At 63.4% G+C, this 23,701-nt stretch carries 17 protein-coding genes; 8 read left to right on the top strand and 9 right to left on the bottom strand.

Going from position 1 to position 23,701, the window contains the following annotated elements; translation table 11 throughout:
* The first annotated feature begins 52 nt into the window (after nucleotides 1-52).
* Together A462_RS00705 and A462_RS00710 are read left to right on the top strand one after the other, a co-directional pair.
* Nucleotides 53-634 carry a LemA family protein gene (locus A462_RS00705; RefSeq protein WP_003213535.1) on the top strand — a complete coding sequence of 194 codons (582 nt, stop codon included), beginning with the start codon at nucleotides 53-55 and terminating at the stop codon, nucleotides 632-634.
* Nucleotides 631-1,797, top strand: coding sequence for a hypothetical protein (locus A462_RS00710; protein ID WP_008439538.1), 1,167 nt, complete (start codon nucleotides 631-633; stop codon nucleotides 1,795-1,797). The genes A462_RS00705 and A462_RS00710 overlap by 4 nt, the downstream gene beginning before the upstream one ends.
* Here the strand turns inward: A462_RS00710 and pbpC are convergent, their stop codons facing one another.
* The 3 genes from pbpC to A462_RS00725 all read right to left on the bottom strand — a co-directional run bounded on the left by pbpC (nucleotide 1,798) and on the right by A462_RS00725 (nucleotide 10,628).
* Nucleotides 1,798-4,095 carry a penicillin-binding protein 1C gene (gene pbpC, locus A462_RS00715; RefSeq protein ID WP_032899911.1) on the bottom strand — a complete coding sequence of 766 codons (2,298 nt, stop codon included), beginning with the start codon at nucleotides 4,093-4,095 and terminating at the stop codon, nucleotides 1,798-1,800.
* Entirely contained in the window at nucleotides 4,076-9,919 is a 5,844-nt protein-coding gene (locus A462_RS00720; protein WP_008439536.1) for an alpha-2-macroglobulin, read from the bottom strand. The genes pbpC and A462_RS00720 overlap by 20 nt, the downstream gene beginning before the upstream one ends.
* A gap of 79 nt (nucleotides 9,920-9,998) precedes the next feature.
* Nucleotides 9,999-10,628 carry a LysE family translocator gene (locus A462_RS00725; RefSeq protein WP_008439535.1) on the bottom strand — a complete coding sequence of 210 codons (630 nt, stop codon included), beginning with the start codon at nucleotides 10,626-10,628 and terminating at the stop codon, nucleotides 9,999-10,001.
* Nucleotides 10,629-10,773: 145 nt separating this feature from the next.
* On the opposite strand from A462_RS00725, the gene A462_RS00730 reads away from it, so the two are divergent.
* Nucleotides 10,774-11,247, top strand: a complete 474-nt coding sequence (locus A462_RS00730) for an Lrp/AsnC family transcriptional regulator (protein ID WP_032899927.1) — start codon at nucleotides 10,774-10,776, stop codon at nucleotides 11,245-11,247.
* A gap of 301 nt (nucleotides 11,248-11,548) precedes the next feature.
* Here A462_RS00730 and A462_RS00735 read toward each other — a convergent pair whose 3' ends face one another.
* Genes A462_RS00735 through A462_RS00760 form a run of 6 tightly spaced genes read right to left on the bottom strand, consistent with a single transcriptional unit; the run spans nucleotide 11,549 to nucleotide 17,236 of the window.
* A complete protein-coding gene (locus tag A462_RS00735; RefSeq protein WP_003213523.1) occupies nucleotides 11,549-12,481 on the bottom strand; it encodes a phosphatidate cytidylyltransferase in 933 nt (310 codons plus the stop codon).
* Nucleotide 12,482: 1 nt separating this feature from the next.
* Nucleotides 12,483-13,103, bottom strand: a complete 621-nt coding sequence (locus tag A462_RS00740) for a lysophospholipid acyltransferase family protein (RefSeq protein ID WP_003213522.1) — start codon at nucleotides 13,101-13,103, stop codon at nucleotides 12,483-12,485.
* 9 nt (nucleotides 13,104-13,112) lie between these two features.
* A complete protein-coding gene (locus A462_RS00745) occupies nucleotides 13,113-13,556 on the bottom strand; it encodes a hypothetical protein (RefSeq protein ID WP_003213520.1) in 444 nt (147 codons plus the stop codon).
* Complete coding sequence (locus tag A462_RS00750) at nucleotides 13,546-14,844, bottom strand: phosphatase PAP2/dual specificity phosphatase family protein (protein WP_008439534.1); 1,299 nt, start codon at nucleotides 14,842-14,844, stop codon at nucleotides 13,546-13,548. Before A462_RS00750 ends, A462_RS00745 begins: the two co-directional genes overlap by 11 nt.
* Nucleotides 14,845-14,847: 3 nt before the next feature.
* Nucleotides 14,848-16,602: a bifunctional alpha/beta hydrolase/class I SAM-dependent methyltransferase gene (locus tag A462_RS00755; RefSeq protein ID WP_008439532.1), complete on the bottom strand. Its 1,755-nt coding sequence runs from the start codon at nucleotides 16,600-16,602 to the stop codon at nucleotides 14,848-14,850.
* Nucleotides 16,603-16,612: 10 nt separating this feature from the next.
* Nucleotides 16,613-17,236: a CDP-alcohol phosphatidyltransferase family protein gene (locus tag A462_RS00760; RefSeq protein ID WP_003213515.1), complete on the bottom strand. Its 624-nt coding sequence runs from the start codon at nucleotides 17,234-17,236 to the stop codon at nucleotides 16,613-16,615.
* Nucleotides 17,237-17,420: 184 nt separating this feature from the next.
* Here A462_RS00760 and hflK (A462_RS00765) point away from each other — a divergent pair, with 184 nt between their 5' ends.
* The 5 genes from hflK (A462_RS00765) to bufA2 all read left to right on the top strand — a co-directional run bounded on the left by hflK (A462_RS00765) (nucleotide 17,421) and on the right by bufA2 (nucleotide 23,642).
* On the top strand, nucleotides 17,421-19,352 hold the full coding sequence (hflK, locus tag A462_RS00765) for a protease modulator HflK (protein ID WP_032899910.1): 1,932 nt from the start codon (nucleotides 17,421-17,423) through the stop codon (nucleotides 19,350-19,352).
* Nucleotides 19,353-19,361: 9 nt separating this feature from the next.
* The gene (gene hflC / locus A462_RS00770) at nucleotides 19,362-20,360 is read left to right on the top strand and encodes a protease modulator HflC (protein ID WP_173883038.1); all 999 of its coding nucleotides are present in this window, start codon (nucleotides 19,362-19,364) and stop codon (nucleotides 20,358-20,360) included.
* Nucleotides 20,357-21,391, top strand: coding sequence for a protease modulator HflK (gene hflK, locus A462_RS00775; RefSeq protein WP_003213508.1), 1,035 nt, complete (start codon nucleotides 20,357-20,359; stop codon nucleotides 21,389-21,391). Before hflC ends, hflK (A462_RS00775) begins: the two co-directional genes overlap by 4 nt.
* On the top strand, nucleotides 21,388-23,283 hold the full coding sequence (locus tag A462_RS00780; RefSeq protein ID WP_008439522.1) for a cation-translocating P-type ATPase: 1,896 nt from the start codon (nucleotides 21,388-21,390) through the stop codon (nucleotides 23,281-23,283). Before hflK (A462_RS00775) ends, A462_RS00780 begins: the two co-directional genes overlap by 4 nt.
* Nucleotides 23,284-23,390: 107 nt before the next feature.
* The gene (gene bufA2 / locus A462_RS00785) at nucleotides 23,391-23,642 is read left to right on the top strand and encodes a BufA2 family periplasmic bufferin-type metallophore (RefSeq protein WP_003213503.1); all 252 of its coding nucleotides are present in this window, start codon (nucleotides 23,391-23,393) and stop codon (nucleotides 23,640-23,642) included.
* The last annotated feature ends 59 nt before the right edge of the window (nucleotides 23,643-23,701 follow it).

Raw genomic sequence — 23,701 nt, 5'->3', positions numbered from 1 at the left:
CTTTACCCCTAGAATGCGCCCTGTGGATAACTAGCCAGGGAATGCCGCCGCCATGAACATCGAACTGCTGATCGCCGGTATCGTCGTGCTGATCATTGTCGTCGGCCTGGTCGGCTGGCTGGTGGGGGTCTACAACGGCCTGGTGATGCGCCGCAACGATGTGGATAAAGCCTTCGCCAACATCGACGTGCTGCTCAAGCAGCGGGCAGACCAGATTCCCGACCTGATGCGCGTGGTGCAAACCGCCATGAACCATGAGAACGCGCTGTTCACCCGCCTCAGCGACGCCCGCACCGCGTACCTCAACGCCAGCAGCCTCACCGATAAAGTCGATGCCTCCAACCAGCTCAATACGGCGCTCAAGTCGGTGATTGCAGTGGCCGAGAATTATCCGACGCTGATCTCCGGCCCCAACATGGTCGAGTTGCAGCAGGCGATCTCGGCAGTGGAGGAACGCATCGCCGACCGTCGCGAGTTCTTCAATGAGTCGGTCAACCTCTACAACATCGCCATCGCGATTTTTCCTGATCTGTTCTTCGCCAAGATGCTCGGCTATCAGCGCATTCCGCTGCTGGCCATCAGCGCCGAAGAAACCCGCTACGACGGCGTGAAGCTTGAGGTGCCGGGGGCATGAAAACCACCCAGGCAGGGGTTGTCACAAAAAAACCAGCGTGGAAAACCCTGGTGGCACTGGTCTTTCTCGCCGGCTTTATTGGCCTGATGGTCTACGCCCCGACGATCCTGGTGGCGCTGTTTTTTCCTGTGTGCATCCTGATCGGACTGCTGGCCAGCTTCGGCCCCAATTTCTATCGCACCGAACAGCGCCTGGCCACCAGCCAGATACGCTCATTGGCCATGGGGCTGGTGGAGGTGAACGGCAAGGTGATCGTCGACACGCCCCTGATCTCCCCGGTCCACGGCAAGCCTTGCGCCGGTTACGTGTGGGTCATCGAAGAAGGCACCAAAGACAAGGATGGCGATTGGAGCTGGAGCCAGGTCTCGGCCGAGGCTCGCTGCAATGACTTCCGCCTGCAGGACGCCACCGGTGAAGTGACAGTGATTGCCGAGGGTATCGACCTGTTCGGCAAGAAGCGCCCTGACGACCATGAATGGATCAGCAGCTCCCGCCGCCAGGGCGAACTGCTCCTCACCCAGGATATGCAGGTGATGCTGATTGGCGACGCCTGCGAGCGTGCGGGCAAGACGGTGATTGCCCAGGGCCGGCAACCTGACGCGATGTTCGGCCTGGCCGAGACCAAGGAGGTGGAAAACCGCCGTGTGCTGGCGCCGCTGTGGCGCGCCGGTGGTTTCTACGCGGTGGTGGTGGGTTTGATCGGCGTCGGCATCATGGCCATGACGCCGGAACATTTTGCCCAACTGCATTTGCCGGGCCCCGCCACCTACCAGCAAATGGCAGAGCTGAATCCCGCCTATCGGTTTCTGGCCTGGTTGTACCGTGACAATGGCTTCGTGATTCCTTTCATGGCCGCGTTTGGCTTCTTGCTGACGATGTTTGTGGTGTTGCTCGCGCTGCGGCTCTTGCTGCCCACGGGCATGCGCCTGGCGGTAGGCCGCGTGCTGGGCGCCTGGATGGGCCTAGGCATGGTGATTGGCGGCGTAGTGACCTTGCTGCTGGTGGTGGCCCAGGTGGACACCATGAAGGTGTTCCTGGTGTGGATGATGATTCTGCTGGGCACCCTGGTGTTTTCGATCTTTGAGCAACGCAAGCTAGGGGTGGCGTACAAGCATTTCGCAAAAGATGCCGGCACTGCCGGTTTAGGCGACGAAGACGCCTGATCAGGGTACAAACTCAACCTTCAAGCCTCGGCTGGCGCTGCGGCCCTGATCGTCAGTGACCCGCAACCGGTACTCCCCCGACTTACCCGGCCGCCAGTTCAGCGTGGTTTGCGGCGGGCCCTGGCCGATCAGGGTCTGGTCGGCGAACCAATACAGCGTCAGTGCATCACTGGCCGCGTTGGCGTTCAGCGGGATGCTTTCCTGGGGCTGGGACAGGCGCAGGTGGTAGCTGACCTGGGTCAGCGGCGAGCGAATCTGTGGCGCTTCGCTTTGATCGCCGACACGGTTGGGTTGGCAGCTTTTCTGCACATTGGGCGGCGTACGCCGGGGCAGCCCGGCGGCGCGGAACAGCCGCTGCACATCACTGGGCCAGAATTCGAAGACTTCTTCACGGGTGTACTGCGGGTCGAACGGCGGGCACGCGGCCTTGCCGGTGCGGGTGTCGATCAGCACCGGGCGGTGCAGGTTGGACACCCGAATCGGTGACACGCCGGGGATGTACCAGGTCTTGCGGGTACGTGGGCACCAACGGTTGGGCAAGTCACCAGAGGCCGCGCAGACGTCGATGCGGATCAGCCCGGCAGGCGGCTTGTCGGGTTTGATCACCACATTGGGCAAGGCCAGCGGCAGGGCGTCGGCGATACGGAAGAACAACGGTGCCGCAGTTTTCGCACCGATAAACTCAGGATTCGGACGGCCATCGAAGTTGCCCACCCACACCACCAGCACGTACGGGCCTACGAGGCCGGCGCTCCATGCATCATGAAAACCCCAGGACGTGCCGGTCTTCCAGGCCGTACGCCAGTGGCGCCCCGGCAGCCCGTCCGGGCGCGGGTTGCGCCGCAGCATGTCGCGCACCATAAACGCGGCCTGCGGCGTGAGTAGCTGGGCGCCAGTGGTTTGCGGCTGTTCCTGCAAATAGCGCAGCGGCCGCAAATGCCCGTCACCAGCCAGCATCACATACAGCCGCGCCAGCTCCTCGGGCGTCATCTCGCCGCCGCCCAAGGCCAGCGCCAAGCCGTAATGGCTTTCGCCGCGCAGGCCCTTGATCCCGGCCCGTTGCAGCAATCCGTAGAGTGACGGTGAGCGGGTTTGGCTGGCCAGCCACACCGCCGGAATATTGCGGCTGCGAATCAGCGCGTCACGGGCTGTCACCGGCCCGACAAAACTGCCGTCGAAATTTTCCGGCTGGAAGTAGCCGAAGTTACTCGGCATGTCCTTGAGGATGCTCATGGGGTGGATCACCCCTTGGTCCAGCGCCAGCCCATACAGGAATGGCTTGAGGGTGGAGCCCGGCGAGCGCCGCGACAACACGCCGTTGACCTGGCCGTGGATGCTTGTGGATAAGTAGTCTGCCGAGCCCACCAGGGCTTTTACGCTCTGGTCGCGGCTGTCGATCAGGATCGCCGTGGCGTTTTCCACACCGCTGCTGCGGCGCTCGGCGATGAAGCCGGTGATCAGCCGTTCCAGCAATTGTTGCAGCGCCAGGTTGAGGGTGCTGTTCAACTCATTGCCGGTTTGCGAGGCCAGCAACTGTTCGCTCAGGTGCGGCGCGAGAAACGGGATCTGCTGGCGGTTGCGGGCTTCCAGCGGCAGGTCCAGCAAACTGTCGTTACGCGGGTCCTGTGGATAAGTTTCCCGCCAGTCGGCCATCAGCCGTTGCCGGGCGGTTTGCAGGGAAGGCCCAAAGCGCGCCCGACGACCCGGTTGCTGGGGAATCACGGCCAGCGCGAGGGCTTCAGACAAGGACAACTGCGCCGCTGACTTGCCAAAATAGATCCGGCTGGCCGCTTCGGCACCTTCGATATTGCCGCCCATGGGCGCCAGGTTGAGGTAGGCCTCAAGGATGTCGTGCTTGCTGTAACGCGCCTCCAGCCACAACGCCAGGGCCATCTGCTGCAGCTTGCCGGGCACTTGGCGAGTGTTGAGATCCCACAGGCGCCTCGCTAACTGCATGCTCAGCGTCGAACCGCCCTGACGCTGGCCGCCGCTATAGGTGGCCATGGCCGCCCGCAATAACGCCGGGGGATTGATCCCCGGGTGCCAGTAGAAATTGCGGTCTTCCTTGAGCAGCAACGCCTCCACCAGTGACGGAGAAATCCGTTCCAGGGGTAGCCAAAGGCGATATTGCCCGTCAGCCGCCAGGGTCATGCGCAGCAGCGAACCGTCATCGGCCAGCACCACCCGTGAGGAGGTGGCTGCCTGTTCCAGCGGCGCGTGGGGCCACAACCGTAGCCCCGCCAGAATCAACGCCGCTGCCAGCAGCGGCGTCAGGCTTTTAAGGCTTGGTAATTTCAAGCTGGCCTACTTTGCCGCGTCCTTGCAGGGTGGTTTCGTACATGCCCTCGGCGTAGGCCGGTGGCGTATTGAAGGTACCGGCGTTGGTGGCGCGCACGCGGTACACGAAGGTGCCTACATCCCGCAGCGCGGTGCCGTACAACACCACTCGGTCATCACGCACGTCGACGTAGTCCGGTTGCCAGTTGCTCAAGTCGGTCTCGCCAATCGGCGCCTGCCAGGAGTCGGCTTCTTCGGTGTCTTCGCCGGTTTCAACGTACTCCGAATCGTCGCCTTCGCTTTCCTCGGTGCTGGCCGCTTCCGGCTCCGGCGGCAAGTTATACACAGGTTCGACACCACCCGGCAGCAAGTCGACTACGGCCACTTGCTGCACCTGATCACGGTCGGTGGCCCGCAAGCGCAGGCGCACCAGGAACTCATCGCCTACCGCGACCTTGCTGACTGGATTGCCTTTGAGGTCGAGGTATTCGTGGATGATTTCCAGGCCGCTGTTGATCGGCTTGAGGTTGGCGCCCTTGTCATAGCCCGCTTCGCTCAGCATGTAGAACGCCGCCGGGCCGTCGGATTTTTCCATCTGCAGTTTTTGCGTACCGGCAGGCACCGCCGCACGTGGCGGCTGGCCGGCCATCTGCAACAACTGTTGCTGCTTGTCGCTGAGCCATGCGGTGGCCTTGAGGGTCATGTCGCTTTGGGCGCGCTGGCCGTAATTGTCCAGGGCCCGCAGCAACAGTGCCGCCGACAGCGAGTTGTAGCGTTGCTCGTTGAGACGCTTGCCGAGTTTATCCAGCAGGCTTGTCGGCACATCGTCGAGCATTTCCGGGAAGTGCCGCGCGAGCAAATGCAGGTGCTCGGCGTCGTGCACCAGCGGGTCGTAATACAGGCCGTCGCTGTTCCATTTATCCGACAGGGAAAGCCACGGCACCTTGCGGAACAAGGTATCGGCCTGACGATCCTGCTTGAGCAGCTTGTAGCTGGCGGCCAGGTACGCCGCGCCAATGTCGTTCTGCCAGGTGTCCTTGAAGTAGCTTTCGTAGCGCTCGCGGATATCGCTCAAGGCGCCGCTCACCAGAATCCCCTGACGGCTCAGCAGGTAACTGGCGTAGGCGCGGTTGCGCAATTCCGACAGGCCTTCGCTCGGGCCGTTGGCCAGGTCGGTGAGGTACGCGTTGGAACGTTGCAGCAGGTCTTCCGGCACCGGCAGCCCACGTTCCCGAGCTTCGATCAGGAAGTCGGTGGCGTACAGGCTGGCATACGGCGCCACATCCGGGTTGGCCGCCCACAAGCCGAAACCGCCGGCCTGGTTCTGCCGTTGACGCAGCATGCGCACCGCACCGCTGAAGGCCTGCTCGGCCTCCGGCGCGTTACCACCCCAGATCAACGCCGGCATGGCCTTGGACACCAATTGCTCGGTGCAGGCGTAGCCATAGTCATCCAGGTAATGCTTGAGGCCGTTGGCCCATACCAGCGGCGAAGCGGCGACGCCCAACTGCACATCGCGCAACTGGCTGAACAGCTCGCGGGTCGGTTTCAGCTCTTTGCTGGCGCTGTCGAAACGGCCCAGGCTCAGGGCCACCCGATGCTCGCTCAAGGGTCGGATCGACGTGGTTTCCGCCACCTGGATACGCTTGCCATCCGGCAGCACCGCGACGAAGCGCAAGTCGGCCGAGCCTAGGGTTTCCCCAACCTTGATCTTAAACTCGGCAACACCTTCCTTGCGCGGTTGCAGGGCCAGGGTGCTGGCCTTGTCGCCTTGCACCTGCAGGCCATCGCTGGTCTGCACTTCAAACTTCACGTCCGCCGCCGCGTCCAGGTTGCTGAACACCCCGGCGCTGACGCTGAACACATCCCCCGGTGCGACAAAGGCCGGCACGTTCGGCGTGATCACCAGCGGCCCGCGCACTTCGGTGTTGGCCTCGCTGACGCCCACGCTGTCGCTGTCCACGGCCACCGCAAACAGGTGCAGCTTGCCATTGAAGCTGTCCGGAACCTGGTAGTGCAGCACGGTTTCACCGGCCGGCAAGTCCACCAGGCCAGACCACCAGGCCACAGGCGGCTGATGTTTACGCTTGAACGGGTTGAGGTGGTTGGCCAGGGCGCCTTCCGTATCGCCACCCGGCGCTGCCCCACTGAGCAGGCGGCTGAATTCCGGCAGGATCAGGTCAAGGATCTGACTGGTGCCGACCTCCAGTGCACGCTTCTGGAAGAAGAAGCCCAACGGGTCCGGCGTCTGGTAGCGCGCCACTTGCAGGATGCCTTCGTCCACCGCGTAGACCACTGCGCGGCCAGGGCGGTCGGCGTTGACCTTGATATCCAGGGTCTGCCCCGGCTCGATCTTCGCCGGGCCTTCGACTTTCAGCGCCATGCGCCGCGCGTCGAGGTTGATGCTGAACGGCACTACGCCGTAGGACAGCGGGCTCATGTAGACCTCGGACGAACCAATGTCCCGTACGAACTGCACGTTGACGTAGGCATTGCCCTCAAGCCCCGCAGGAACGCGGATGTGTTGCACGCTGTTGGTGCTGTCGGCCTTGAACCACTGCTGGGTGTAGACCTTGTCCCGCTCGATGGTGATCAACCCGGCGCCGGTGTACGGCGCGCGAATGCTGATGGCGATCTCATCACCGGTGGCGTAGCTGCGTTTATCCAGGCGCAGTTGCAGTTCGGCGTTGCGCTCCAGGGAGCGCGAGGTGTTGCCCCGGCCGGCGACGCTGTAGTCGATCTGGTTCAGCAGGTTGCCGTTGGCGTCCTTGAGTTGCAGGGTGAAATCGCCCGGGGTGCCGGTGTTCAGGGTTTGCTTGGCGCCGTCCTTGGTCATCACCAGCGGCGAGGCCGGCTGGCTGATGTTCTTGATGCGCGACTCGTATTTGTAGGTGCCGTTGGATTGCTTCACCAGCACCGAGACGTAGCGGTGCTCGACCACTTCACTGGTCAGGCCGTCGACTGCGACTGGCGTAAGGTCTGGCGCCACGGCCAGCCATTGCACTTCACGCGGGGCGTCCTTGGCGACGAAAGACAGCGAATCCTTGCTCTTCACACCCACCAGGTACGGCGCCGCCGACACCAGCAATGCGCTTTGTGCGGCGACGTTGCGACCGCCTTCGGCTTCGTACACCTGGGTCATCACTTGCAGGCGGTAGGTGCTGTTGGCGAAGCGTTGCAGGTTCAAGTCCAGCACCGCCTGGCCATTGTCGTCGACGGTGGTTTCGGCCAGGTCTTCGGAGCTGGCTTCTTCCAGCGAGTCATTCAGGCGGAAGCGGTAATCCGGGTAGCGATCAAAGGCCGCGAGCGTCGGGCTCAGAGACATTTTCGCCGTGACGCGACGACCCGCCGCCGGAGCGCCGAACAAGTGCATCGCGGTGACCTTGGCCACCACCTGGTCCGGCGGGATCCAGCCCAGCACCGGTGTATCGTGCAGGCTCAGGCTGACTTTCATCCGGTCCGGTTCAAAGTCGCGGACCTTGAAGCTGACGCTGCCCAGGTCGGTACGACGCTGCTTCTCACCGATCAGTTGCAGGGTCGCGGTGTAATCGCCGGATGGCGCTACTTCGCTGCTTGGGAAATCGAAGGTTTCAAAACCGCTGGCCGACAGTTTCAACGGCTGGCGAATCACTTCAAGGCCACGGGGGTCGGTGATCTGCAACTCAACCGGCAGGCCTTGCAGGGCGCCTTTCCAGTCGCCGCTGCGCACGATCATGCCCAGGTGCGCGGTCTCGCCGGGCCGGTACAGGCCGCGATCGGTAAACAGGTAGGCGCTGAGGCGATTGATCGCACCGTCCTCTTCCAGGCCGCCTACATCAAAGCGTGACAAATCCAGCTGTTGCGACTGACGGGCAATCGGCAGGAAGGATTGGTCATTGCCGCGACTGACCACATACATCAACGGCGTTTTCTCACGGCGCAGTTCATCCAGCTTGGCGAAGTGCGCGTGACCTTCGGCGTCGGTATGGCCGCTGGCGACCGGCAAACCGTTGCGGCCGATGATATCGACCTGGGCGTCGGACACCGGCGAGCCGTTGCCGATGGACTGCACGTACACATCGTGGCTGCCATCGCTGGAGCGCTTGGCGATGATGCCCAAGTCGGTGACCACGATGAAACGCAGGTCGCTGGTGGTGTTGCGCGAGTAGTCGAAGGTGCGATCAGCCGGGTCGTCCTGCGGGCTCAGCTTGAGCACAAAAATCCCCCGGCGGCCGCCGTTGGCCGTCAGGTAGCTGCTCAGGTCGACATTGTCGTAGACGGTTTTCGACGGGTCGCCAGCCGACAGCGGAATGTCCAGGCTCTGACGCTCCACCATCCGGTCGAAGTAGTCATTGGCAAAATTCGGTCGGGCAAAGCTGCCGCTGCTCTGGTCCACCAGGTGTTGCAACTGGTTGGGCAGCAGGCGCGCGATTTCCACATGGGCGCCGGGTACGCCACGGGCCATGAAGCCCAGGCGTTTTTCGCCGGTGAGGCTGAGCAGGGCGCCGTCGGACAGGAACTGCAGCGTGCGTGGATAAGCCGGCATGCTCACGAGAGAGGCTGTCGGATTTTTCGCCAGGTAGCCGCCGATGGCTTCCAGGTTGGCCGGCACCCGCACATACAGGGCGCGGCCCGGCGGGGCCTTGAACTTGAAGGCGTGCAGGGTATTCAGCGGTTCGACGCTCGGCACGTGGGTCAGCTTGACCTTGGTGCTGCTGGCCAGCAGTTTGTCGTCGATGTCTTGCAGGTTCCAGGGGCGGGTATCGTCCTCGGCTTTTTCCGGCAGCATCCAGGCCTGCACCTTGTTGGCGATGGTCTCGTCGGCCACGGCGCTGGAACTGCTGAACATCAACACCGGCTCGGGTTCGCCGCGCTCGTTGTCGACAAAGCTGACTTCGGCGCCGGTAAAGGTCAGGCGATAGCGGCCGGGCACGGTGACTTCGGCCACCAGCGGTGCCGAGCTGGGATTGCCGCCATCACGGGCCTTGAGGCCTTCATCGAGCTTGGCGCTGACCGGGGTGCTTTCCAGTGGGGTGGCCAGGGCGGCAGAGCGCACAAAGGCGTTGAGCTTGTGTTCGTCGAAGGTGATTTCCGGGCGATTGGGCAGTTGCGCATCGCGGTAGGCCAAGCCTTTGCCGAGGGTGACCGAGGCACGTTTGCGTACGCTGTCTTCGTCTACCGGGTGGGAAAAGTGGAAGGTCGCTACCAGCTGTTTCTGCGTCGGGTTGCTCGGGTCCTGGTACAGCTCGTTTTGCGTCAAGGTGGCGCGGAACGGCTGGGTGGAGAATTGGCTGGTGTATTGGCTGAGCAGTACGCCGTCGGCCAACAGGGTTTTCTTGGCCAGGTCGATGGTGTAGTGGGCGTCGACGGGCCAGTCTTTTTCCGGGGTGAACACCAGGCTGCGGTCATCCGCCCAGCGCCAGGCGCCGGCGATGGCAGGCTTGAGGGTGATGCCTTCGGTGACCGGCTTGCCGATGGCCGCCAGCGGAGCCACGGATTCGGCGAAGCGTACCTGCAAGTTATCCACAACCGGTTGCGGCTGGGTGTAATCCGTCAGGTTGGGCTTGTGCAGCGAATAACCCACGGTGTGGGGCTGTGGCAGGTGGGAATACCAGTGCCAGCCGTAAAAGCCCGCGGCCAGCACGAGTACCAGGGCCAGCGCGCCGCCCGCAGCCTGGCGCGGATAAGCCCGGGCCTTGTGGCCGACGTTGACCAGACCGTTGCCTGTGGCTTGCAGCCAGCGCGGCGGCTGCCACTGGCCGAACAGGCTGCGCGCCAGCCATCGAACGGCGCTGAACAGAACACTCACCACTGAGATCAAGGCCCCGAAAAAACGGCGGCTGGTCGCTTTTAACGAATCAAACATGGTGAGCATCCCTGGCAATGTGTCGCGTATCTTACACGTCTCTTTGATACAAAAGATGACGGCAAATGCGCCGCAAAGCTCAGGCTTGCTGTACGAAGGTGAGGCGTATCGCAAAACCGATCAAAAGACTGCCAAACAGCCATTGCTGAAGGCGCTGGGCGGACGGGCTGCGTTCCAGCCAGCGGCCGATTCTTGCGCCGGCCAATCCATAGCAACTGTCGAATCCCAGGCCGACCGCCACCAGAATCGCCCCCAGCAGCGCAAACTGCGCCGTCACCGATGCGCCATGTGGATCAATGAATTGCGGCAGCAGCACGGAGCAGAACAGCAGCGCCTTGGGGTTGAGCAGGTTGGTCAGCAACCCCCGCTGGAAGGCTTCGCGCCAGGCATGCGCCGGTGCCGTGCTGTGCTCGGCGTTCAGGTTGGGCAGCAGGTTTGAGCGCAGGCACTGCACGCCGATCCACAGCAGATACGCCGCACCGCCCAGGCGCACCACATCGAAGGTCCAGGGTGCGACCTTGAACAGGGTCGCCAGGCCCATCCCCGCCAGCGCCACGTGGCAGGCTCGCGCCAGGCCCAAGCCGCCTGCGGTTGCCAGTGCCATCGCCTTGCCCTGGCGGGCGCCGGTTTGCAGCAGCAGGATCATGTCCGGGCCGGGCAGCAGGTACACCACTGCCAACGCGACTGAAAACAACCAGAGTTCTGCCATGTGCCTGCCCCTTGCGGTAGGTGATTCGTAGGGCAATTTTAGGGGCGAAGGCCGGGGCAGGTGCTTGCGTAGTCAGATGGAAAAGCGTCTAGTCTTGGCACAATCTGCCACTTTTTTCGGGCGAAACATTTCACTTATGCCAAATCTGAAGCTGGACGCATTTGACCGCAAGATTCTTGAAGCCCTGCAACGGGATGGCCGGCTGAGCAACGTGCAACTGGCGGACGAGATTGGCCTGTCGGCCTCGCCCTGCTTGCGGCGTGTGCGGCTGCTGGAAGAGGCCGGGGTGATTCGTGGTTACCAGGCAAGCCTGGACCGGGATGAAGTCGGGTTGGGGCTGACGGTGTTTGTCGGGGTGAAAGTGGAGCGGCATAACGACGAACAGGCGGAGGCGTTTCGGTTGGCGGTGACGGCGCTGCCCCAGGTGATTTCGGCGTTTCTGGTGTCGGGGGAATCGGATTTTCTGCTGCAAGTGGTGGTGCCGGACTTGCGCGGGTATGAACGGTTCCTGACAGGGAGCTTGTTGAAGTTGCCGGGGGTGAGTGATATCCGCAGCAACTTCGCGATTCAGACGGTGAAGACGCCTGGGGCATTGCCGCTGAGTCACCTTCCCGGCTAGATCGTTCCCACGCTCCGCGTGGGAATGCCGCCCTGGACGCTCCGCGTCCGCTCTAAAAGTCGTGACGCGGAGCGTCACCGGATGCATTCCCACGCAGAGCGTGGGAACGATCAGATAAGGACGCCGGGGGCACCTTCCCGGCTGGTGATTTCTTATTGTGGTAAGGACGCTTGTTGTGGCGAGGGAGCTTGCTCCCGCTGGGCTGCGTAGCGGCCCCAAAATCCTGGGAGCGCTGCGCACTCCAGCGGGAGCAAGCTCCCTCGCCACTGGGGTTGTGTGGATTTGGGGAGGAAGGTGGTCGTCAGGTCCACCAGTAGCGCACGAGATGAAAAAAGATCGGCGCGGCAAAACACACTGAATCCAGCCGATCCAGCATCCCGCCGTGCCCTTCGATCATGTGCCCCCAATCCTTCACGCCGCGGTCGCGCTTGATTGCCGACATCACGATCCCGCCGGCAAACCCCAGCAGGTTGATCAACAGCGCAATCAGGAACGACTGCCAGGGATTGAACGGCGTGGTCCACCACAGCGCCGCGCCGATCAGGGATGACAGCAGGATCCCGCCGACAAACCCTTCCACGGTTTTCGATGGCGACAGGTTGGGCGCGATCTTGTGTTTGCCGAACAGCTTCCCGCACACGTACTGCAACACGTCCGACAGTTGCACCACGATCACCAGGTAGGCAATCAGCAGCAGGTTGCGGCCTTCGTAGCCGACGATATCCAGGGTCAGCAGCGCCGGCACGAAGGACACACAGAACACCGCGATCATCAGCCCCCATTGCACCTTCGACGCCCGTTCCAGGAAGTGCGTGCTGTCGCCGCCCAGTGACGCGAGGATCGGCAGCAGCAGGAACACGTACACCGGGATGAAGATCGAGAACAGCCCGTACCAGTCGAAGTAGATCAGCAGGTATTGCAGCGGCAGCGCCAGGTAGAAGGCCGCCACCAGCGCCGGGTAATCGCTTCGCCGGGTCGGCGTGAGTGTGAGGAATTCCCGCAGGGCATAGAACGACACGGCGTAAAACAGCAGGATCACCGCGCCGGTGCCGAGCCAGAACGCAATGCCAATCACCACCACCATCACCCACCACGCATTGATGCGGGCGTTGAGGTTGTCGATCACCGCGTTGGGTGTGCCACGGGTGCGCAGTTTGAGGATCAGGCCGATCAGCGAGGCGAGCACGAGGATCGCGCCGATCCCGCCGAACAACATCAGGGTTTGGCTATCCATCTCAGGAATGCTCCGGGGCAAGGGCGAGCAAGGCGTCGCGGGTGCGGGCGAGGAACAGCGCCTTGTCTTCGCCGTCCTCCAGTTGCAGCGGTGCGCCGAAGCTGGTGGTGCACAGCAAGGGCAGCGGCAGCACGCGGCCCTTGGGCATGACCCGGTTGAGGTTGGCGATCCACACCGGGATCAATTCGGCTTGTGGATAACTCTTGGCCAGGTGATACAGCCCGCTTTTGAACGGCAACAGGCCGTCTTCCAGGTTGCGCGTGCCCTCGGGAAAGATGATCAGCGAGTCGCCGTTTTCCAGGGCCTGAAGCATCGGCGCCAGAGGGTTATCCACAGGGTCCTTGCGCTCGCGGTCGATCAGCACGCCGTTGAACACCCGGTTGATGATGTAGCGGCGCAGGGCGCTGGTGTTCCAGTAGTCGCTGCCGGCCACCGGGCGGGTGAATTTACGCAGGTTCTGCGGCAACGAGGCCCACAGCAGCACGAAATCGCCGTGGCTGCTGTGGTTGGCGTAGTAGATGCGTTGCACCGGCACCGGCGCGCAGCCAAGCCACAGGCTGCGGGCGCCGGTGACGGTGCGGGCCATGGAGGTAATCAGGGTGGCGACCACGGGTTCGAACATGGGGATTCCTTATCCGGCGAAGGGCAGCCAGGGGCTGGCCAGGATGACGGCCACGGTCAGCAGCACTTGCGCCGCCAGCAGGTAGGCTTGCTTGCGCAACAGTTTCAGGGCGCCGCGACGGCGCTCGGTCCAGGGGCGGCCTGCGCGTTTGGCGGATTGCAGGCCAAGGGTTTGCATGGCCTGGTCGAAGTCGGGCGTGCGGTCGGTGTCGCGGGCGAGCAGGGCGAACAGGTCGGCGTCGAAGGCCACCCGCAGCGCCCAATATTTTTCCAGCAGCCCGAGCACAATCATCCACAGGCTGAGGATCAGGCAGACCGGCGTGATGCTGGCCATCAGCAGTTGAGCGAGGCCGAACAGTACGCCGAGCAAGGTCAGGCCTGTGGATAACTGATCCAGGGAACGGCCCCGCCGCAGCAGGCTGGCGACGACCTGTAATTCCATATCAGCGGGCATGGGCTAAACCCTCCAGGGCTTCACGGTGCGCGGAATGCAGGACCACACGTGGGCGTGCTGTACGAATAATAGCCACCGCCTCGTCGACATTGCCTGCGCGCCCGGTATGTAGCAGCCATGCAGCCACGGCGGTGGCGCTGCGTGAGTAACCGAGGGCGCAGCACACCAGCAAGGGTCCGGCTGAGCGTAGCCGCTCTATCGCTTGGGCGGCTTCCACGCATTGCGCTGCAGTGGGCGCCGTCAGGTCGAGCACTGGCAGGCTGTAATAGGCGCGACCCTGTGGATTAATCGGCAATTCGGCGCACAGATCGACCACCGCCTTGAATGATCCCAGCTCGCCGCTGGTGGGAATTCGCCCCAGCCAAACGTTATCCACAACCTGATCGGGCTGTGGATGTCTACGTGTCCACAGGCGGGAATTGATCCAGGCGGCCACCAGATAAGGCGCCAACAACCAGCGCGCCGCCGGAGTGAGTCGTCCGTCGGCGCGTTTCTGAAATCCCGCAACGCCCAGTACCAGGTAATTCGCCTTCATCAAGCCAAGGGATACCGCCGGCCAAAGCAGCCACAACCAGCCGCCGCCAAGGGAAAACGCCAGGATCAAACACACCAGCGACCCGAAGCCATAGCGCAGTCCCAGGCGCCAACGCTGGCGGTCCCTGGTCAGCTGGGCATTCAGCAGCGGGCTCGGATGTTCCAGCGGCCACAGCCACACGCACAGCCAGCCGGCGAGGGCGCCTGTGGGTAAGTCAATAAAGTGATGTTGATAAGTGGTCAGCACCGAAAGGCCGATCAACGCGAACCAGCCATGCACCAGCCAGCGCCACAGGCCCTGGCTATGCCGCTGATACATTATCCACAGCACCACCAGCAGCGCGATGTGCAATGACGGCGCCTGGTTGAACGGCTTGTCGAACCCGGCGAGTACCGCAAACAGCCAGCCAAACACGCCGTCCAGCTCCGGTCTTTCGAAGGTGAAACGCAAGGGCCAGATCAGGAAGCAGGTGACGGCAATCACTTGGGCCGTCAGCAGGCGCAAGGCATGTTGTTTCAGTTCATGGCGGGTGCTTGGGAGTAGCAGGGAGAAACCGTAGAGCAGGTCGATCGACCAGTAGGGCACGATGGTCCAGGCCCAGAACGGGATATGGGTTTCCCAGCCGAACACCATCGTGCCCACGTCGCTGCGCTGGCTGGTGACCCACGTGGCAAAGCCGTAGGTGCTGAAAAACAGCGGCGCCAACAGCAGCAGCCACAGCACCGCCGGTTTCAACAGGCCCGGTTCACGCATGGGTCAGACTCGCTGTGCCAGGGACACGCTGAAAATCCCCCACTCATCCACGCGTTGGGTGATCTTGCGGAAACCGGCGGCTGCCACCAGTTGATCCATTTCCGCCTGGCTGCGCCGGCGCATTACCCAGGCCTGGCCCTGGCGGTGGCTGGTGAGGGCGCGGGCGATCAGTTCCAGTTGCGGGTGCCACGGTTGGCCGGTGTACACCAGATAACCACCGGGCTCCACGGCTTCGGCCAAGCCGGCGAGCGAGCCACCGACCATCGCGTTATCCGCGAACAGTTCATATAGCCCGGACACCACCGCCAGCGTCGGCTTGGGTTCCAGCGCCGCAAGGTCCGCCCGGTCAAACGCATCGCCTTTGACGAACTGGGCGATATCCCCCAGCCCTTTTTCACGAATCAGCGCGCCACCGTCGCGCACGTTGATATCGCTGTAGTCCCGCAGCAGGATCGATTCCGGCAACGGCGAAACGCCCTGCAAGGCTTCCAGAATGTACCGACCATGCCCGGCGGCGATGTCGACGATGCGCACTTCCCGCTGCTCGTCCCGCAGCTTGGCCATCGCCAGGCGCAGCAGCTCTTCCACGTTCAACTTGCGCTGACGAATACCGCGCCAGCCGATGGAGTTCAGGTAGTTGGTGTCGATCATCCGCCCCAGCCCGCCTTTGCCGGTGGGTTTGTTGCGGTATACGTAGTCCAGGGTGCTGCCGGAGTCGAAGCCGGTGTCGAAACCGAGCTTCACGCCATCCGACAGTTTGCTGCCCAGGCCCATGCTGGCGCGGGTCATGCGCCAGTACAGGTCGCTCAGGGAGTTGCGTGGCAACGGCGCGGCGAGGGACTCGGATTCGGCGCAGGTCAGGCCAATCCTGTCGGCATCCAGCAAGGAGGCGCGGTCCAGCGGGTGTTCGAAGTTCTGCAGGATAAAGCGCCGGGCGCTGCTCAAGGCCACGGCACGATCACGTTCACCGAGGGTGTCGTGGAAGAAGCCGGGGAGGATGTGCAGCTCTTTCTTCAAGCTGCCGAGGCGGTCGAAAAACTGCTGCTGGGGTTTGCGGTGCACCACAAAGTCCGAGCCGGAGATCAGCAGTTGGGTCGGTACCTGAATTGCCTGGGCATCGGCTACAACCCGGTCGGCCGCTTCGTACAGGCCCAACAGTACATTCACCGAGATGGCTTTGGTGATCAGCGGATCACTGTCGTAGGACGCCACGCGCTCCGGGTCATGGCTCAGGAACTTGGCCTTGACGTAGCTGTTGACGAAAAAGTTGCCGCGAAACTTGCGCATCAACGCCAGGCCCGGCCGGGCGAAGGGCACGTAGAGTTTGACCTTGAATGCGGGGGAGGCGAGTACCAGCGAGCGAATCTTCGGCGCGTAGTCGTGCACCCAAGTGGCCGCGATCACCGCGCCGACGCTTTGGGCGATCACCGCGAGGTTTTCTTCCTCAATGTTGTAGGTGGCGCCGATATGGTCAACGAAGGTCTGCACATCCCGCGCGCTGGTGGCGAAGCTCGGGCTGTCGCCGCGCGCGCCGGGGGATTGGCCGTGGCCACGGGCGTCCCAGGCGAAGAAGTCGAACTCCGGCAGGTTCAGCTCGTCCACCAGGTGGGCGATACGACCGGAATGCTCGTGGCCGCGATGGAACAGCAAGATCGCCTTGCGCGGCGCAAAGCCCGCGGGTGCGGTGGCGGGCCAATGACGGTAGAAAAGCTCCACCCCGTCATGGGTGCTGAAGGTGTGCTCTTGCTGTTCACGCATCGCAAAATCCTTATGCAGAAGGGGAGGTGTTCGTTTCTTCTTTCAAGCCTTGGCGCACGCGGTTGACCAGGGTGTAGGCCAGCAAGGCGGCGACCAGCCACATCACCGCTTCGACCCAACCGGCACCCAGCCAACCCAGCGCTACGCCGGTGGCCAGCACCCCGAGCACAAATGCCCGATCGCTCTTGCCCATCGGGCCGTCGTAGCGCCGGGAAGCCCCGACCATCGGCCCGAGCACGCCGGCGTATTCGCTGAACACCGCCAGCAGCGTCACCAGCAACACCGGCGCCAGGCTGACCTCGGGGATCAGCGCAAACGGCAGGATCAGTGCGCTGTCGGCGATCACGTCGCACAGTTCATTGAGGTAGGCGCCGAGTCGCGATTGCTGGCCGAATTCCCGGGCGAGCATGCCGTCGATGGCATTGAGGGCCATGCGCAGGATCATCCACAGCGGGATCAGCGCAAACAGCCACACATGTTGTGCGAAGCCGGCAATCAGCAATCCCACCAGCAGGGAAACCACCCCGGCCAGCACGGTGATCTGGTTGGCGGTGGTGCCGTTGTCGTAGAGGCGCTGCACCAGCGGGCGCAGCAGGTTCTGAAAACGCGGTTTAAGCTGATAGATCGAAATCATGGGGAGTGACGCTTCCTTGTCCGTAAGCCCGCGAAAAACTCTGGGGAGTGTGCCGATTTATCACCGCTGAAACCAGTGATGGCTCATGTTTCTGGGGCTTTCGTCACTATCTGTGTGAAACCAAACAAAAATTTCACGCCCCGCGTTATAGGGTAACCAATTGTTTCTGGGTGGGCGTTTGGGGATGCGAGTGGATCTAGATGCTGATGACGTGGCCATTGAAGGGCTGCCGCGTTTTCAGCAGGGGTTGTTTCATGCCCGCCGGTTAAGGCAGGCCGGCATTGGCCTGACGGTGCTGGCGGTCGGCGGCTGGATGCTGGCGCTGTTTGTGGCGCTGTTCGCCCCGCTGTCGATCTGGCCGGTGGTGCTGATCAACTGCGCCTCGGCGTTGCTGGTGCTGGTGGCTGGCTTGCAATCGGCGTGGTGGGTCGCGGATTGGCGGGCCATGGCGCTGGAGGAGCCGGCTGCACGGCTGATCGAACCGCCGCTGCCACAAGAAGAGCCTGGCTGGCTTAACCGGCAGTTCGGTCGCGTCGGTAGTGGCTTGCTGGTGCAGATAGGCGCGCCGGTGTTCTGGCTGTGCGGCTGGTCGTTGCTGGCATTCTTCAGCGTTCTGGAATTCTGGAGCTTGACCTTGCCCGCCGCGGCGCTGGGCCAGGCTGCCAGTGTTGGCGCCGCCATTGCCTTGGCACTGGCGTTCGGCTTGCTGGTGTTTGAACGGCGCATGGCCCAGGAAAGCACTGCCCAATGGCCGGAAGCGGTGCAACTGGCGCAACTGAGCCGGGTGGCGATTATCTGCCTGGTGATCAGTGCGATTTGTCTGCTGTTTGCCGGTGAAGAGTCCGTGTGGCCTCTGCGCCTGGCCGTGTTGATCGGCCTGTTGCCGGCCCTGGTGGCGCTGGAGTTTCTGCTAAGAGGCCTGCTGTCGCTGTTCAGCCCGCGCCAGGAGCGGCTTGAACCGCGCCTGATGGCGCAAAGTTTTATCGCCGGGATGCTGCGCTGGCCGCCGCAACCGTTGCTCGCCTTGCAGCACGAACTGCACAACCGTTTCGGCATCGACCTGCGGCAGATCTGGGCCTTCACCTATATGCGCCGGGCATTCCTGCCAGTGCTGGTGGTGGTGCTGGCCGTAGGCTGGTTGCTGACCGGCGTGCATGAAGTCGCCCTGCAAAGTCGTGGGATCTATGAACGCTTTGGCAAGCCGGTGGAGGTCTTCGGGCCTGGCCTGCATGCCGGTTTGCCATGGCCGCTCGGCCGCGTGCTGAACGTGGAGAACGGCGTGGTCCATGAGCTGGCCACCAGCGTTGGCGAAGCGGCAAACACCGACGTCGCTCCGGCCGAGGGCCCGGCGCCGCTGATCGCCAACCGCCTGTGGGACGCCAGCCATGTGAATGACAAATCCCAGGTGATCGCCAGCAGCAGCGGCGACAAGCAGAGCTTCCAGATCGTCAATATGGACGTGCGCTTTGTGTACCGCATCGGCTTGACCGACCAGGCCGCACTCGCCGCCACCTATAACAGCGCCGATGTGCCCACGCTGATCCGCAGCACCGCCAGCCGCATCCTGGTGCACGAGTTTGCCTCGCGAACCCTTGATGAATTGCTGGGTGAGGAACGCAACAGCCTCGCCGATGAAATTGGCCAGGCGGTGCAAGCGGACCTGAAGAAACTCGACAGCGGCGTGGAAATTCTCGCCACCGTGGTGGAAGCCATTCACCCGCCCTCCGGTGCGGCGAATGCCTACCACGCGGTGCAAGCTGCGCAGATCGGCGCCCAGGCGCTGATTTCCCGGGAGCGCGGCGCTGCCAGTGAGCAGACCAACCAGGCGTTGCTGCAAGCCAGTACCGCCCGTGACCAGGCCCAGGCCACGGCCCATGAAGTCAGCGCCGGCGCCCAAGCGGCGGACCTGCGCTTCAGCGCCGAACAAAAGGCCTATCAACAAGCCGGCCAGGCCTTCGTGCTGGAGCAGTACCTGAGCCAACTGAGCCAGGGCCTGGCCCACGCCAAGTTACTCATTCTTGATCATCGCCTGGGCGCCAGTGGCGCACCGACCATCGATCTGCGTTCCTTTACCTTACCGGCCGACCCTGCGGTGCCGCGTAAAGCCGTTCAATAAGGAGTTCATCTGTTGAGCGCTCATTCTCACGATCACGCAGGCCATGGTCACCACCACGGCCACCATCATCACCATCATGGCGATGAACACGAAGCCGGCCCGTTCCCCTGGCGGCGTATGGGCTGGGCGGTATTGCTGGTGCTGTTCGCGGTCGCCGCGGCGAGCCTGGTGCAGGTGCGTTCCGGTGAAGCCACGGTGATTACCCGCTTCGGCAACCCGTCGCGGGTATTGCTGGAGCCGGGCCTGGGCTGGCGCTGGCCGGCGCCGTTCGAGGCGGCGATTCCGGTGGACCTGCGCCTGCGCACCACCTCCAGCGGTTTGCAGGATGTGGGCACCCGCGATGGCCTGCGGATCATCGTGCAGGCCTACGTGGCCTGGCAGGTGCAGGGCGATCCCGACAACGTGCAGCGCTTTATGCGTGCGGTGCAGAACCAGCCGGATGAAGCGGCGCGGCAGATTCGTACCTTTGTCGGCTCGGCGCTGGAAACCACCGCCGCCAGTTTCGACCTGGCCAACCTGGTGAACACCGATGCCAGCCAGGTGCGCATTGCCGATTTTGAAGCGCAGTTGCGCCAGCAGATTGATCAACAATTGCTCACCACCTATGGCGTGCGTGTGGTGCAGGTGGGCGTTGAACGGCTGACCTTGCCCTCGGTGACCCTCGCCGCCACCGTCGACCGCATGCGCGCCGAGCGCGAGACCATCGCCACGGAACGAACCGCCGTGGGCAAGCGTGAAGCGGCGCAGATTCGTTCGGCCGCCGAGCGTGATGCGCGGATCGTCCAGGCCGACGCCACGGTGAAAGCCGCCGACATCGAAGCGCAATCCCGGGTCGAAGCCGCGCAGATTTATGGCCATGCCTACGCCGGCAATCCGCAGTTGTACAACCTGCTGCGTTCCCTCGACACCCTTGGCACAGTGGTCACGCCGGGCACCAAGATCATCCTGCGCACCGACGCAGCGCCTTTCCGCGCGCTGGTGGATGGACCGAAGGATGTTCAGCCATGAGTGAGCGGGAAAGCCTCGACAGCCCGTGGATCCAGGCTGGACGGCTGACGTTCCTGGCGCTGTATGCGGTGACGGTATTGGCCGCGCTGGCGTGGGCGTTTTCCAACGTGCGCCAGATCGACCCGCAGAACCGCGCCGTGGTGTTGCACTTCGGTGCGCTGGACCGGATCCAGAATGCCGGGCTGCTGCTGGCCTGGCCGCGTCCGTTCGAGCAAGTGGTGCTGTTGCCCGCCGCGGACCGGGTGATTGAGCGCCGGGTGGAAAACCTGCTGCGTTCCGATGCGGCCACCCAAGCCGATCGCGTGGCCAGTTTTGCCACACCGCTGAGCGATGCCCTGGCCGGCTCCGGTTACCTGCTGACCGGCGATGCCGGCGTGGTGCAACTGGATGTGCGGGTCTTCTACAAGGTCACCGAGCCCTATGCGTTTGTGTTGCAGGGCGATCACGTGCTGCCCGCGCTGGATCGACTGGTCACTCGCAGCGCCGTGGTGCTGACTGCGGCGCGGGATCTGGATACGATTCTGGTGGCGCGCCCCGAGTTGATCGGCGCCGACAACCAGGCCGCCGAACGCCGCGAACGGCTGCGTGGCGACCTGGTGCGCGGCATCAATCAACGCCTGGCTGACCTGGCGTCCACCGGCCTTGGCCTGGGCATCGAAGTCACCCGGGTCGACGTGCAATCGAGCTTGCCGGGCCCGGCGGTCAATGCCTTCAACGCAGTGCTGACCGCCAGCCAGCAAGCCGACAAGGCGGTGGCCAATGCGCGCACCGACGCCGAAAAACTTACCCAGACCGCCAACCAGGACGCCGACCGCGCCGTGCAAGTGGCTCACGCCCAGGCCAGCGAACGGCTGTCCAACGCCCAGGCGCAAACCGCTACCGTCGCCAGCCTGGCCCAGGTCCAAGACCCAGGCCTGTTGCTGCGCCTCTACCGCGAACGCCTGCCGAAGATTCTCGGGCAGGCCGGCTCCGTGACCACGGTTGACCCTAAAGACGATTCCCGCCTGATCATTCAGGGAGCCGAACAATGACCGCCCACGCAGCCCCGATGCTCTCGTCGGCCGAACAACGCAGCGCCGCCCGGCAACTGACCCTGGCGATGCTCGCCCTGGGCCTGCTCAGCCTGGGCCTGGTATGGCGCTGGCTGGCGCCGGACCAGACCGGCGTGAGCCAACTGCTGTTGGGCGTCGCCTCATTGCTGGTGGCCGTGCCCGTGATGCGCTCGGCCTGGTACAGCCTGCGGTATCCAAGTTTGCATGGCATCACCGACCAACTCATTGCGCTGGCGATGCTCGGCGCCTGGGCTACCGGTGACCTGCTGACCGCCGCGCTGCTGCCGATCATCATGATCTTCGGCCATGTGCTGGAAGAGCGCAGCGTCATCGGCTCCCAGGAAGCGATTCATGCCCTGGGCAAGCTGACCCGTAGCCACGCACGGTTGGTGCAGGCGGACGGGACGATCCTGGAAGTGGACAACGGCATCCTGAAGACCGGCGATATCGTCGAAGTGCGCGCCGGTGACCGCGTGCCCGCCGACGGCGTGGTGCTGTCGGGCCAGGCCAGCCTCGACACCGCGCCGATTACCGGCGAATCGGTGCCGCTGGAAGCGAGTGTTGGCGTGCAGGTGTTTGGTGGCGCGATCAACCTCGACGGTTTGCTGCGCCTGGAAGTGACCCGCACCGGCAATGAGTCGACCCTGGGCAAAGTCATCGCGTTGATGCAGAGCGCCGAACGTTCCAAGCCGCCGATCACCCGATTGCTGGAGCGCTACGCCGGCAGCTACATGGTGCTGGTGTTGTTGCTGGCGGCGGTCACCTGGTTTGTCACCAATGACGCCCAGGCGATGCTCGCGGTGCTGGTGGCGGCGTGCCCGTGTGCTTTGGTGTTGTCGGCGCCGGCCACGGCGATTGCGGGCATTGCGGTGGCGGCGCGTCACGGCATTCTGATTCGCAGCTCGGCGTTTCTCGAAGAGCTGGCGGACCTGACGTCGCTGGTGGTCGACAAGACCGGCACCCTGACGTTTGGCACCCTGCGTTTGCAGTCCATCGACACCCGCGAGCCGGATCGGCAAGTGCTGCTCAATCTGGCGGCCAGCCTCGGCTCGGCCAGCAGCCACCCGGTCAGCCGGGCATTGGCGGGGCTGGCGACTCAGGAACAAATGCTGGTGCTGTCGGATATTCGCGAGCGCCAGGGCCTCGGTGTGGTCGCCCAGACCGGGCAGGGCGAAGCCGCCCTCGGCCGGCCGGAATTGTTTGAGCAACTGGGCATCACGACCACGGCGGTCCCCAATCACGACGGCCCGATTGCCGGGCTTGCGTTGAACGGGCAGTTCCTTGCCTGGCTGTTGCTGGCGGACAGCGTGAAACCTGAAGCGCGCCAGGCGATGAAAGAGCTGCGTGAATTGGGCCTGGGGCGCCAACTGCTACTGACCGGCGACCGCCAGAGCGTGGCCGACAGCCTGGCGTTGGAAGTGGGCATCAGCGACGTCGAAGCCCAGGCTTTGCCGGAGGACAAACTCAATCGCGTGCTGGGGGAAATCGGCAGCGGTTTCCGGCCGATGGTGGTGGGCGACGGGATCAACGATTCGTTGGCGCTCAAGGCGGGTGTGGTCGGTGTGGCGATGGGCGCGGGCGGGGCGGATATCGCGCTGGCATCGGCGGACGTGGTGCTGATCGGCAGCGACCTGCGGCGCCTGGGCACCTGTGTGCGCTTGAGTCGCCAGTGCCGGCACACGTTGCAGGTTAACGTGATCATCGGTCTGGGCTGGACGCTGGCGATCGTGGTGTTCGCCGCATTTGGCTGGCTGGGCGCGGCGGGCGCGATGATTGCGGCGGTGCTGCACAACCTCAGTACGTTGCTGGTGCTGGGGAATGCGGGGCGCTTGCTGCGGTTCCAGGAGCCGTTATTGAAACTCGAGGAATAAATTTTTCAGTCGCGCTGTAACGCCATGGGGGGACCTCACTCTAGTGCTATGTCGAGACTGAACAATCCGTTCAGACCGGCTCCACTACCGATCATGAGGAATACACAATGAACATCAAATCCGCTGCTGCTGGTGCCGCCCTCGCTATCGCCGCTGCTGGCATGTTTGCCGGTGTTGCCACTCAGGTACAGGCAGCAGACGCCCAGGTCCATTGCTATGGCGTCAACGCCTGCAAAGGCCAGAACGACTGCAAAACCAAAGACCACGCCTGCAAAGGCATGGGTTCTTGCAAAGGCCAGGGCTTCCTGTCGATGAGCAAGGCGATGTGCGATCAGAAAGGCGGCAAAGTCGGCGAATAACCGACAACCGAGTGCAACCGCAGCGGGCACCCCCTCCGCTGCGGACACTTTCCCCAGGA

It is taken from the genome of Pseudomonas sp. Ag1 (assembly GCF_000278565.1).
Classification (GTDB): Bacteria; Pseudomonadota; Gammaproteobacteria; order Pseudomonadales; family Pseudomonadaceae; genus Aquipseudomonas.
Note: the sequence above shows the minus strand (reverse complement) of the source record. Positions and strands in the feature narration are given on the sequence as shown.

What these genes read in the sequence shown, in the direction of transcription:
- A462_RS00740 (WP_003213522.1), bottom strand. Translation starts at nt 13,103, where the DNA reads ATGTTCGAACCCGTGGTCGCCACCCTGATTACCTCCATGGCCCGCACC.
- A462_RS00745 (WP_003213520.1), bottom strand. Translation starts at nt 13,556, where the DNA reads ATGCCCGCTGATATGGAATTACAGGTCGTCGCCAGCCTGCTGCGGCGG.
- A462_RS00735 (WP_003213523.1), bottom strand. Translation starts at nt 12,481, where the DNA reads ATGGATAGCCAAACCCTGATGTTGTTCGGCGGGATCGGCGCGATCCTC.
- A462_RS00710 (WP_008439538.1), top strand. Translation starts at nt 631, where the DNA reads ATGAAAACCACCCAGGCAGGGGTTGTCACAAAAAAACCAGCGTGGAAA.
- hflK (WP_032899910.1), top strand. Translation starts at nt 17,421, where the DNA reads ATGCGAGTGGATCTAGATGCTGATGACGTGGCCATTGAAGGGCTGCCG.
- A462_RS00720 (WP_008439536.1), bottom strand. Translation starts at nt 9,919, where the DNA reads ATGTTTGATTCGTTAAAAGCGACCAGCCGCCGTTTTTTCGGGGCCTTG.
- A462_RS00755 (WP_008439532.1), bottom strand. Translation starts at nt 16,602, where the DNA reads ATGCGTGAACAGCAAGAGCACACCTTCAGCACCCATGACGGGGTGGAG.
- A462_RS00725 (WP_008439535.1), bottom strand. Translation starts at nt 10,628, where the DNA reads ATGGCAGAACTCTGGTTGTTTTCAGTCGCGTTGGCAGTGGTGTACCTG.
- bufA2 (WP_003213503.1), top strand. Translation starts at nt 23,391, where the DNA reads ATGAACATCAAATCCGCTGCTGCTGGTGCCGCCCTCGCTATCGCCGCT.
- hflK (WP_003213508.1), top strand. Translation starts at nt 20,357, where the DNA reads ATGAGTGAGCGGGAAAGCCTCGACAGCCCGTGGATCCAGGCTGGACGG.
- A462_RS00780 (WP_008439522.1), top strand. Translation starts at nt 21,388, where the DNA reads ATGACCGCCCACGCAGCCCCGATGCTCTCGTCGGCCGAACAACGCAGC.
- A462_RS00760 (WP_003213515.1), bottom strand. Translation starts at nt 17,236, where the DNA reads ATGATTTCGATCTATCAGCTTAAACCGCGTTTTCAGAACCTGCTGCGC.
- A462_RS00705 (WP_003213535.1), top strand. Translation starts at nt 53, where the DNA reads ATGAACATCGAACTGCTGATCGCCGGTATCGTCGTGCTGATCATTGTC.
- A462_RS00750 (WP_008439534.1), bottom strand. Translation starts at nt 14,844, where the DNA reads ATGCGTGAACCGGGCCTGTTGAAACCGGCGGTGCTGTGGCTGCTGCTG.